This is a genomic window from Stutzerimonas kunmingensis, from assembly GCF_021432085.1.
In the GTDB taxonomy this organism is placed as follows: domain Bacteria; phylum Pseudomonadota; class Gammaproteobacteria; order Pseudomonadales; family Pseudomonadaceae; genus Stutzerimonas.
Window position 1 is genome coordinate 1,995,966 of record NZ_CP090366.1, and the last position, 10,728, is coordinate 2,006,693.

The 10,728-nt window shown below is 59.2% G+C and carries 7 protein-coding genes, 2 tRNA genes, 1 rRNA gene and 2 pseudogenes; 11 read left to right on the forward strand and 1 reads right to left on the reverse strand.

Annotated elements, in window-relative coordinates; all coding sequences use genetic code 11:
* Positions 1-77 precede the first annotated feature (77 nt).
* The 8 genes and pseudogenes from LW136_RS09535 to LW136_RS09570 all read left to right on the forward strand — a co-directional run.
* A complete protein-coding gene (locus tag LW136_RS09535) occupies positions 78-1,421 on the forward strand; it encodes an MFS transporter (protein WP_234175056.1) in 1,344 nt (447 codons plus the stop codon).
* A gap of 29 nt (positions 1,422-1,450) precedes the next feature.
* Positions 1,451-2,572 (forward strand): muconate cycloisomerase family protein, encoded by a 1,122-nt coding sequence (locus tag LW136_RS09540; protein ID WP_234175057.1) that lies wholly within the window; start codon positions 1,451-1,453, stop codon positions 2,570-2,572.
* Positions 2,573-2,587: 15 nt separating this feature from the next.
* Positions 2,588-2,878 (forward strand): muconolactone Delta-isomerase, encoded by a 291-nt coding sequence (gene catC / locus LW136_RS09545; protein WP_023445688.1) that lies wholly within the window; start codon positions 2,588-2,590, stop codon positions 2,876-2,878.
* Positions 2,879-2,952: 74 nt separating this feature from the next.
* On the forward strand, positions 2,953-3,891 hold the full coding sequence (gene catA, locus LW136_RS09550) for a catechol 1,2-dioxygenase (protein ID WP_044315799.1): 939 nt from the start codon (positions 2,953-2,955) through the stop codon (positions 3,889-3,891).
* Positions 3,892-4,050: 159 nt separating this feature from the next.
* Positions 4,051-5,256, forward strand: coding sequence for a benzoate/H(+) symporter BenE family transporter (locus tag LW136_RS09555; RefSeq protein WP_044315798.1), 1,206 nt, complete (start codon positions 4,051-4,053; stop codon positions 5,254-5,256).
* Positions 5,257-5,367: 111 nt separating this feature from the next.
* Positions 5,368-6,513, forward strand: a pseudogene (locus LW136_RS09560) (OprD family porin); the annotation flags it as partial.
* Positions 6,514-6,583: 70 nt separating this feature from the next.
* Positions 6,584-7,954: an IS1182-like element ISCfr1 family transposase gene (locus tag LW136_RS09565; RefSeq protein WP_003116647.1), complete on the forward strand. Its 1,371-nt coding sequence runs from the start codon at positions 6,584-6,586 to the stop codon at positions 7,952-7,954.
* A gap of 162 nt (positions 7,955-8,116) precedes the next feature.
* A pseudogene (locus tag LW136_RS09570) lies at positions 8,117-8,239 on the forward strand (OprD family outer membrane porin); the annotation flags it as partial.
* An 84-nt stretch (positions 8,240-8,323) separates the two neighbouring features.
* Here the strand turns inward: LW136_RS09570 and LW136_RS09575 are convergent.
* A complete protein-coding gene (locus LW136_RS09575) occupies positions 8,324-8,764 on the reverse strand; it encodes a hypothetical protein (RefSeq protein WP_042928852.1) in 441 nt (146 codons plus the stop codon).
* 101 nt (positions 8,765-8,865) lie between these two features.
* Here LW136_RS09575 and LW136_RS09580 point away from each other — a divergent pair.
* The 3 genes from LW136_RS09580 to LW136_RS09590 all read left to right on the forward strand — a co-directional run bounded on the left by LW136_RS09580 (position 8,866) and on the right by LW136_RS09590 (position 10,676).
* Positions 8,866-10,402: ribosomal RNA gene (locus LW136_RS09580) — 16S ribosomal RNA — on the forward strand.
* A 91-nt stretch (positions 10,403-10,493) separates the two neighbouring features.
* Positions 10,494-10,570, forward strand: a tRNA-Ile gene (locus LW136_RS09585).
* Positions 10,571-10,600: 30 nt separating this feature from the next.
* Positions 10,601-10,676, forward strand: a tRNA-Ala gene (locus LW136_RS09590).
* The last annotated feature ends 52 nt before the right edge of the window (positions 10,677-10,728 follow it).

Here is a 10,728-nt window from a genome sequence, read left to right on the forward strand (position 1 = left end):
CGCCAAGGCACCTCGGCAGCGCGGTGATTCACCGCTGCGGCCGACCGCGACTAACAAAAACAACAGAGAGTCTTGCCATGCGAAAAGTAGATGTACACGAAATCATCGATAACGCGCGCTTCAGCCGTTTCCATTGGCTCGTCGTGTGCCTCTGCGCACTGCTGCTGATCTTCGACGGCTACGACCTGTTCATCTATGGCGTAGTGCTGCCGGTGATCATGAAGGAATGGGGGCTGACCCCGCTGGAAGCTGGTGCCCTGGGTAGTTACGCGCTGTTCGGGATGATGTTCGGCGCGTTGGTCTTCGGCACCCTGGCTGACCGCATCGGTCGCAAGAAAGGCATTGCTATCTGCTTCGTACTGTTCAGCGGCGCCACCGTGCTCAATGGCTTCGCCAGCACACCGACCGAGTTCGGCATCTTCCGCTTTCTCGCCGGCCTCGGCTGCGGCGGGTTGATGCCCAATGTGGTGGCGCTGATGAATGAATACGCGCCGAAGAAACTGCGTAGCACGCTGGTGGCGGTCATGTTCAGCGGCTACTCGCTGGGCGGCATGCTTTCGGCCGGCCTCGGAATCTACATGCTGCCGCGCTTCGGCTGGGAAGCGATGTTCTTCGCCGCCGCGGTCCCGCTGCTGTTGTTGCCGGTGATCCTCTGGTATCTGCCGGAGTCGGTTGGCTTCCTGGTCCGCCAGGGCCGCGCTGAGCAGGCCCGGGCGTTGCTGAACAAGGTCGACCCGAGCCGCCAACTGACCGCGGCCGATGAACTGGTGATGACTGATGTGAAGGGCAAGAGCGCTTCGGTGCTGGAGCTGTTTCGCGACGGCCGTGGCGTGCGCACCTTCTCCCTGTGGCTGGCGTTCTTCTGCTGCCTGCTGATGGTTTACGCGCTGGGCTCCTGGCTGCCGAAACTGATGGCCAACGCCGGTTACAGCCTGGGCTCCAGCCTGTCGTTCCTGCTGGCGCTGAATTTCGGGGGGATGGCTGGCGCGATTCTCGGCGGCTGGCTGGGCGATCGCTACAACCTGTCCAAGGTAGTGGTGGTGTTCTTCGCCGTGTCGGTGGCCTCGATCAGCCTGCTGGGCTTCAAGACCCCGATGCCGGTGCTGTACACCCTGATCTTCATCGCCGGCGCCACGGTGATCGGCACGCAGATCCTGCTGTACGCGACCGCTGCACAGTTCTATGGCCTGTCGATTCGCTCCACCGGGCTTGGCTGGGCCTCGGGCATCGGCCGCAACGGCGCCATCGTCGGCCCGCTGCTGGGTGGTGCGCTGCTGGGCATCAACCTGCCGCTGCAACTCAACTTCATGGCCTTCGCCGTGCCGGGCGTCGTCGCCGCACTGGCCATGACCGCCTTCGCCATCTCCAGCAAGCGCAGCCCGGAAGCCGCACCAGTCGTGCTGTCGGCGGCCAAGGCGTGAACCCTGACATTGGTAAATCGGAAATCGATATGAGCCCCATCCTGATCGAAAGCATCCAGGCAATCGTCGTCGACCTGCCGACCATCCGCCCGCACAAGCTGGCGATGCACACCATGCAACAACAGACGCTGGTGATCATCCGTGTGCAGTGCAGCGACGGCATCGAAGGTATCGGTGAGTCCACCACCATCGGTGGTCTGGCCTACGGCAACGAGAGCCCGGAAAGCATCAAGCAGAACATCGACAGTCACCTCGGCCCGCTGCTGGTGAGGCAGGATGCGGCCAATATCAATGCGGCCATGCTGCGTCTGGACATGGCGGCCAAGGGCAACACCTTCGCTAAATCCGGCCTGGAAACCGCTTTGCTGGACGCTCAGGGCAAGCGTCTCGGGCTGCCGGTCAGCGAGCTGCTTGGTGGCAGAGTGCGCGACAGCCTGGAAGTGGCCTGGACGCTCGCCAGCGGCGACACCACAAAAGACATCGAGGAAGCCGAGCGCATGCTCGATATCCGCCGCCACCGCATCTTCAAGCTGAAGATCGGCGCGGGCGAAGTGAACGTCGATCTCAAGCACGTCATCGCCATCAAGCAGGCCCTTGGCGAGCGCGCCAGTGTGCGCGTCGATGTCAATCAGGCATGGGACGAGTCGGTGGCGCTGCGTGCCTGCCGCATCCTCGGCGACAACGGTATCGACCTGATCGAACAGCCGATCTCGCGGATCAACCGCGGCGGGCAGATTCGCCTGAATCAGCGCAGCCCGGCACCGATCATGGCCGACGAATCCATCGAGAGCGTCGAAGATGCCTTCAGCCTGGCCGCCGACGGCGCCGCAAGCATCTTCGCCCTGAAGATCGCCAAGAACGGCGGCCCGCGTGCCGTATTGCGCACCGCGCAGATCGCCGAGGCAGCCGGTATTGCGCTGTATGGCGGCACCATGCTCGAAGGCGCCATCGGCACCCTGGCCTCGGCGCATGCCTTCGTCACCCTCAATAAGTTGACCTGGGGCACCGAGCTGTTCGGCCCGCTGCTGCTCACCGAAGAAATCGTCGCCGAGCCGCCGGTCTACCGCGACTTCCATCTGGAAGTGCCGCGCACGCCGGGCCTTGGCCTGACCCTCGACGAAGAGCGCCTGGCGTTCTTCAGTCGCACGTAACCGGAGGCTGAACTGATGCTGTTCCACGTAAAGATGATCGTAAAACTGCCCGTCGATATGGACCCCGGCAAGGCGTTCAAGCTGAAGGCTGACGAGAAGGAACTGGCCCAGGGCCTGATGCGTGAAGGCAAGTGGCGGCACCTCTGGCGCATCGCCGGCCAGTACGCCAACTACAGCGTGTTCGATGTGGCCAGCGTTCAGGAACTGCACGACACCCTGATGCAGCTGCCGCTGTTCCCCTACATGGAGATCGAGGTCAATCCGCTGTGCCGGCATCCGTCCTCGATTCGTGAAGACGATAGCTGATCGAACCTGAAAAAGGCCGGTGTGCGCCGGCCAATCAACCCGCGTCACCACAACTACAAGACGAGGCCTGAGCCATGACTGTGAAAATCTCCCATTCCCCGGAAATCCAGAAGTTCTTCAAGGAAGCCAGCGGCTTCAACAATGACGAAGGCAGCCGCCGCATGAAGACGGTGGTCAACCGCATCCTGATCGATACCGCGAAGATCATCGAGGATCTGGAAATCACCCAGGATGAGTTCTGGAAAGCGGTGGACTACCTGAATCGTCTGGGCGGCCGCCACGAGGCAGGGCTGCTGGTCGCTGGTCTCGGTCTGGAGCATTTTCTCGATTTGCTGGAGGATGCCAAGGACGAACAGCATGGCCTGACTGGCGGCACGCCGCGCACCATCGAAGGCCCGCTGTATGTGGCCGGCGCGCCGATCGCTCAGGGCGTGACACGCATGGACGACGGCAGCGAGGATGATGTTGCCACGACGATGTTCCTGCAGGGTCGCGTCACCGGCCCGGACGGCAAGCCACTTGCCGGTGCGGTAGTCGACCTGTGGCACGCAAACACCAAGGGCAACTATTCCTACTTCGACAAGAGCCAGTCCGACTACAACCTGCGTCGGCGCATCGTCACCGACGAGAACGGCTGTTACCGCGCGCGCAGCATCGTGCCTTCTGGCTATGGCTGCTCGCCCGACGGTCCGACCCAGGAGGTGCTCGACACCCTCGGCCGCCACGGCCAGCGTCCGGCGCACATCCATTTCTTCATCTCCGCGCCGGGCTATCGCCATCTGACTACCCAGATCAACTTGGCCGGCGACAAGTACTTGTGGGACGACTTTGCTTACGCAACTCGCGACGGGCTGGTCGGTGACATTCACTTCATTGATGACGCCGAAGCCGCACGCAGCCGCGGTGTGCAAGGCCGCTTCGCCGAGGTCGACTTCGACTTCCAGCTGCAGAAAGCGCCCGCGCCGAAGGCCGAACAGCGCAGCTCGCGTCCGCGGGCTTTGCAGGAGGCGTAAGGCAGGCATGTCGGCGCCAGCCACGGATGGCTCTGCCGCGCCAACAATTAATGCGGTGCGGCGTGTCCCGCTGCGTTGTCGAGCCACTGAAACGATACACCTACAACAAGAGCCGTCCGGACACTGTCACGGATAGCCAGGCCTGACTTGCGAGGCTTCATGAAGACGCTACTCAGAGACTGTTCGCTTTCTGCCGTGGTCGCGGGGTTCATCGCGACGGTGATTTCGTACGCCGGCCCCCTGGTGATCATCTTCCAGGCAGCCAAGGCGGGTGGGTTGCCCCAAGACGTACTGTCGTCATGGGTCTGGACGATCTCCATCGGCAGCGGCGTGCTCGGCATTCTGCTAAGCCTGCGCTACAAAGTGCCGATCATCATTGCCTGGTCCGCGCCGGGCTCGGCGCTGCTGGTCACCATGCTGCCCGACATCACGCTGAATGAGGCTGTCGGTGCCTATGTCGTCACCAGCGTGGTGGTGTTGTTGGTGGGCCTATCAGGTGCATTCGACCGCATCATCAACCGCCTGCCGGCCGCGATTGCCGCAGGCATGCTCGCGGGGATCCTGTTCCGCTTCGGGACTGGCCTGTTCATCTCCATAAAGGAACAGCCCTGGCTGGTGTTGGCGATGTTCGCCACCTATCTGGCGTTCAAGCGTGCCTTGCCTCGCTACGCGGTGCTCGCGGTGCTGGTTGTCGGCGTAACGATCACCGTCGCCTCTGGCGAATTGCAAAGCGAGGCCCTGGTGATCGGCTTGGCGACGCCGACTTGGATCGCCCCCGAGTTCAGTTGGCAGGTGATGCTGAATATCGCCTTTCCGCTGGTGATGGTGGCGCTGACCGGGCAATTCGTTCCGGGCATGGCTGTTCTGCGCAACGACGGCTACAGCACGCCGGCCAGCCCGTTGATCAGCAGCAGCGCATTGGGTTCGTTGCTGCTGGCGCCGTTCGGTTGCCACGGGCTGAACCTTGCTGCAATCACGGCGGCGATCTGCACGGGCCGGGAAGCTCACGAGAATCCGGCGAAGCGTTACGTTGCGGGCGTATCGGGCGGTGTCTTCTATCTGCTGCTCGGGGTATTCGGCGCGACGCTGGTCTCCATCTTCACCGCGTTTCCCCCGGCTCTGATCGCAGCCCTGGCCGGTCTGGCACTACTGGCCGCAATTGGCGGCGCGCTGAGTGCCGCGATGGCAATGCCCGCAGACCGTGAGGCTGCCTTGATCACCTTTCTGGTGACGGCATCCGGTATGTCGTTCCTCGACCTGTCCGCGGCGTTCTGGGGGCTGATCTTCGGCATTGCTGCCCATCTCTTCTTGAAGCTTCGCCCCGTAGCGGCAAATCACGCGGAGGAGCGACAGCCGGCCCGCTGACCTCGATTTTCTCGGCGCGACAACCTAGTCACCCAACACGTAGTCCTCCCCGGCACCACGCCGGAGAGGTGGCTGCGTGCCCCCAGAAAACAACAACAAGAGACGAATGTCATGCAGAAACGATCAATCTCGAGACTTGCTCTGACCATTGCTGCCGCTTCCGCCGTGCCGTACGTGCATGCCGAGGCCGGTGGGTTCATCGAGGATGCGACTGCCACGCTACAGGCACGCAACTACTACTTCAGCCGCGACTTCTCGGATATCGAGGGGCCAAATCAGCAGTCGAAGGCGGAGGAGTGGGGGCAGGGATTCATTTTCAACTTCAAGTCCGGCTATACGCAGGGCACGGTTGGGGTAGGCGTCGATGCAATCGGGATGCTGGGAGTAAAGCTCGACAGCAGTCCTGATCGGGCGGGGGCGGGGCTCTTGCCGGTGGCCGATGATGGCCGGGGAGCGGATGATTACAGCCGCCTGGGTGCTGCGCTGAAAGTGCGAGTCTCGAGCACCGAATTGCGGATCGGCGAGCTACAGCCAAATCTCCCGGTGTTGGCCTTCAGCGACATCCGCCTGCTACCGCCTACTTATCAGGGCGTCAGTTTCGTTTCCAACGAGATCACCGGCCTTACCTTGCAGGGTGGACACCTGCGCTCGACCAGCCTTCGCAATGAAGCGGGTGATGACCGGATGCGTGCGATGTTGGGCCGCACGCCGCAAGCGGAGTTCAGCGATGCATTCAACTATGCTGGCGGCGATTATGCCTTTAACGCCAAGCGGACGTCGCTGAGTGCCTGGTACGCTCAGCTTGAAGACATATATAACCAGCGCTTCCTCGGTCTGAAGCACAGCGAGCCACTGGGCAGCTGGACGCTTGGCGCCAACCTGGGCGTCTATGACTCGCAGGCAGATGGCAGCAAGCTTGCGGGAGAGATTGATAATCGGGCGTTCTATTCGCTGCTATCTGCCAGGCACGGCGGCCACACATTCTATGTCGGCTCCCAGGCAATGTTCGGGGACAGCGCTTTTCCTCGGGTCTTCGCCAACGTAACGCCGCTCGGCAACGAGGTGCCAACCTACGAATTCGCCGAAAAGGATGAGCGTTCCTGGCAGGCGCGGTACGACTACGATTTCGCCGCGGTCGGCGTTCAGGGCCTGGTTGCAACGGTGCGTTATATCTCGAGCGATAACGTCGATACGGATCGGGGCTTCGAGGGTACCGCTCATGAACGCGACCTGGACGTCAGCTATACGATTGATTCTGTTGAAAAAGTAGCGGCCTCTCCATGCCGTTGGCAAAATTGCTCTGTCAGCGAGCGTGGGGGCGAACAGCATGATGGGGCAGTTACCGGGAGGACAGCAGCGCCTGTTCTACTCGTTCAACCTAGAAGATCACGTCCCGGCTCAACACCTCCTGCGCAGCATCGACCAGTGCCTGGATCTTAGTGATCTGCGCGCCTACCTGGCGGACTTCTATAGTCCCATCGGACGCCCCTCGATTGACCCGGAATTGATGGTGCGCATGCTGGTCGTCGGCTACTGCTATGGCATTCGTTCCGAGCGGCGATTGTGCGAAGAGGTGCACCTGAACCTGGCCTATCGCTGGTTCTGCCGGCTGGGTCTGGAAGACGAAGTCCCCAATCACTCGACCTTCTCGAAGAATCGCCATGGGCGTTTTCGTGACAGCGATCTGTTCCGCTGGTTGTTCAATGAGGTGCTGCGGCGTTGCATGGCAGCCGGCCTAGTCAAGGGCGAAGGTTTTGCCGTCGACGCTAGCATCATCAAGGCGGATGCCAGCCGGCAACGTGGGGTAGCGGGAGATGAGGTCGATTGGAACGATCCAAAGCTCAGCAGCCGCGCAGTGCGCGAGTACCTCGAAGCCCTTGATGAAGAGGCGCTGGCTGAGGCTCTTCCCAAGAAAATTTCGCTCACAGATCCTCAGTCCCGTTGGACAGCAGCGCCAGGTGGGCCGGCCTTTTTTGCCTACTCCACGAATTACCTGATCGACACTGAGCACGGTGTGATCATGGACGTGGAAGCTACCCCGGCGCACCGTACCGCCGAAGTCGATTCGACTAGGACGATGGTCGAGCGTGTCAAAGCTCAGTTCGATCTCACACCGGAACGCCTTATCGGCGATACCGCTTATGGCACCGCCCCGATGCTGGCCTGGATGGTCGAAGAAAAGGACATCGAGCCGCATGTGCCGGTGTGGGACAAGACTGAGCGCAAGGACGACAGCCTCTCCAGTAACGACTTCCACTGGAACCAGGAGGCCAATGAATACCGCTGCCCAGCCGGCAAACCACTACGCAGTGAGTGGCGCGCCTTCACCCAGAAAAGATCGCGGGTGACCAAGGCCAACACCATCATTTATCGCTCCAGCCAAACCGACTGCACTACCTGTCCGCTGAAAGCGAAATGCTGCCCCAACACGCCGAATCGGAAGATCGTCCGCAGTATCCATGAGGCTGCCCGCGATGTGGCCAGGCGCATCGCCAAGACACCGGAATACCTCGTCTCTCGCTGCGAACGAAAGAAGGTGGAGATGCTGTTCGCCCACCTCAAACGGATCATGAAACTCGATCGTTTACGACTGCGCGGCCTGACAGGTGCCACTGACGAATTCACTTTGGCGGCGGCGGTGCAGAACCTGCGACGCATGGCCAAGCTTTTGCCTCAAGGGCCACCGCTCACGGGATAGGTACGCCTGCTGAGAGCAGAAACCTTCAAATTAACCCTCAGGCCTGAGCAAGGACGCTCAGCGAAACGCCGAAAGGCAACCTGAAGTGGCTTGCAGTCACTTCGACAGCAGGCACACCTGATCGGCAGGCCGCCGCTAAACCTACTTTTTCAACAGAATCCGATTCAAAGCGGTCCGTTGAGGAACGTCGGCATTCGTATCCGCAATGTTGCAGCACGCTCTAACTACCGCAGTGACATTGATGAGAACCGGTTAATCCTCAGCTATACATTGGCGCTGTTCTGAATAGCAGATCGCCACCGTGGCAAACATAGGAGGGGCAGCCAGCCAAATCTGGCCTAAGTGGAAATAAACGGTTGACGTTGATTTTCAGGCTCCTATAATGCGCACCACTTCCGGCGCAGTCCTTAAGCAAAACCTCTTGTAAATCAAAAGGTTAGCGAAATAAAAGGGTTGCACGGATGGCGGATTCAGATAGAATGCGCCGGGCTGGCAGGGTGGTGGTTGAATCCTGTTAGCGGCTTCGGTCGGGTTGATCGGAAGCGGTTGAAAGAGGTGGTTGACAGCGGTTTTGAACGCTGTATGATTCGCCTCCCGCTGACGAGAGACGCAGGTTGATCTGAAGCGCAAGCGGTTGAGAAGAAAGAAAAACTTCTTCAAAAACAGCTTGACAGGTAACAAGGCTGCTGTAGAATGCGCGGCCTCGGTTGAGACGAAAGGCTTGATCGAAACGCTCTTTAACAACTGAATCAAGCAATTCGTGTGGGTGCTTGTGAATGTAAGACTGATGGTCAGATAGATTATCAGCATCACAAAGCAACACTCGTTTATTCGAGAGTTACTCTTTACTTGTAAAGAGATTTGCGATTGCTGAGCCAAGTTTAGGGTTTTCTCAAAACCCAAGCAGTATTGAACTGAAGAGTTTGATCATGGCTCAGATTGAACGCTGGCGGCAGGCCTAACACATGCAAGTCGAGCGGATGAAGAGAGCTTGCTCTCTGATTCAGCGGCGGACGGGTGAGTAATGCCTAGGAATCTGCCTGATAGTGGGGGACAACGTTTCGAAAGGAACGCTAATACCGCATACGTCCTACGGGAGAAAGCAGGGGACCTTCGGGCCTTGCGCTATCAGATGAGCCTAGGTCGGATTAGCTAGTTGGTGAGGTAACGGCTCACCAAGGCGACGATCCGTAACTGGTCTGAGAGGATGATCAGTCACACTGGAACTGAGACACGGTCCAGACTCCTACGGGAGGCAGCAGTGGGGAATATTGGACAATGGGCGAAAGCCTGATCCAGCCATGCCGCGTGTGTGAAGAAGGTCTTCGGATTGTAAAGCACTTTAAGTTGGGAGGAAGGGCATTAACCTAATACGTTAGTGTTTTGACGTTACCGACAGAATAAGCACCGGCTAACTTCGTGCCAGCAGCCGCGGTAATACGAAGGGTGCAAGCGTTAATCGGAATTACTGGGCGTAAAGCGCGCGTAGGTGGTTTGTTAAGTTGAATGTGAAAGCCCCGGGCTCAACCTGGGAACTGCATCCAAAACTGGCAAGCTAGAGTATGGCAGAGGGTGGTGGAATTTCCTGTGTAGCGGTGAAATGCGTAGATATAGGAAGGAACACCAGTGGCGAAGGCGACCACCTGGGCTAATACTGACACTGAGGTGCGAAAGCGTGGGGAGCAAACAGGATTAGATACCCTGGTAGTCCACGCCGTAAACGATGTCGACTAGCCGTTGGGATCCTTGAGATCTTAGTGGCGCAGCTAACGCATTAAGTCGACCGCCTGGGGAGTACGGCCGCAAGGTTAAAACTCAAATGAATTGACGGGGGCCCGCACAAGCGGTGGAGCATGTGGTTTAATTCGAAGCAACGCGAAGAACCTTACCAGGCCTTGACATGCAGAGAACTTTCCAGAGATGGATTGGTGCCTTCGGGAACTCTGACACAGGTGCTGCATGGCTGTCGTCAGCTCGTGTCGTGAGATGTTGGGTTAAGTCCCGTAACGAGCGCAACCCTTGTCCTTAGTTACCAGCACGTTAAGGTGGGCACTCTAAGGAGACTGCCGGTGACAAACCGGAGGAAGGTGGGGATGACGTCAAGTCATCATGGCCCTTACGGCCTGGGCTACACACGTGCTACAATGGTCGGTACAAAGGGTTGCCAAGCCGCGAGGTGGAGCTAATCCCATAAAACCGATCGTAGTCCGGATCGCAGTCTGCAACTCGACTGCGTGAAGTCGGAATCGCTAGTAATCGTGAATCAGAATGTCACGGTGAATACGTTCCCGGGCCTTGTACACACCGCCCGTCACACCATGGGAGTGGGTTGCTCCAGAAGTAGCTAGTCTAACCTTCGGGGGGACGGTTACCACGGAGTGATTCATGACTGGGGTGAAGTCGTAACAAGGTAGCCGTAGGGGAACCTGCGGCTGGATCACCTCCTTAATCGAAGACTTCAGCTTCTTCATAAGCTCCCACACGAATTGCTTGATTCACTAGCGAAAAGCGATTGGGTTTCGACCCGAGAGAGACGATTGGGTCTGTAGCTCAGTTGGTTAGAGCGCACCCCTGATAAGGGTGAGGTCGGCAGTTCGAATCTGCCCAGACCCACCAATTGTCATGGGATGTGGCCGATCTGTAGATGGGGCCATAGCTCAGCTGGGAGAGCGCCTGCTTTGCACGCAGGAGGTCAGCGGTTCGATCCCGCTTGGCTCCACCATTAACTCGAAAATCGCTGAAAGCTCAGAAATGAGTGCTGCTTGCGCATCCTG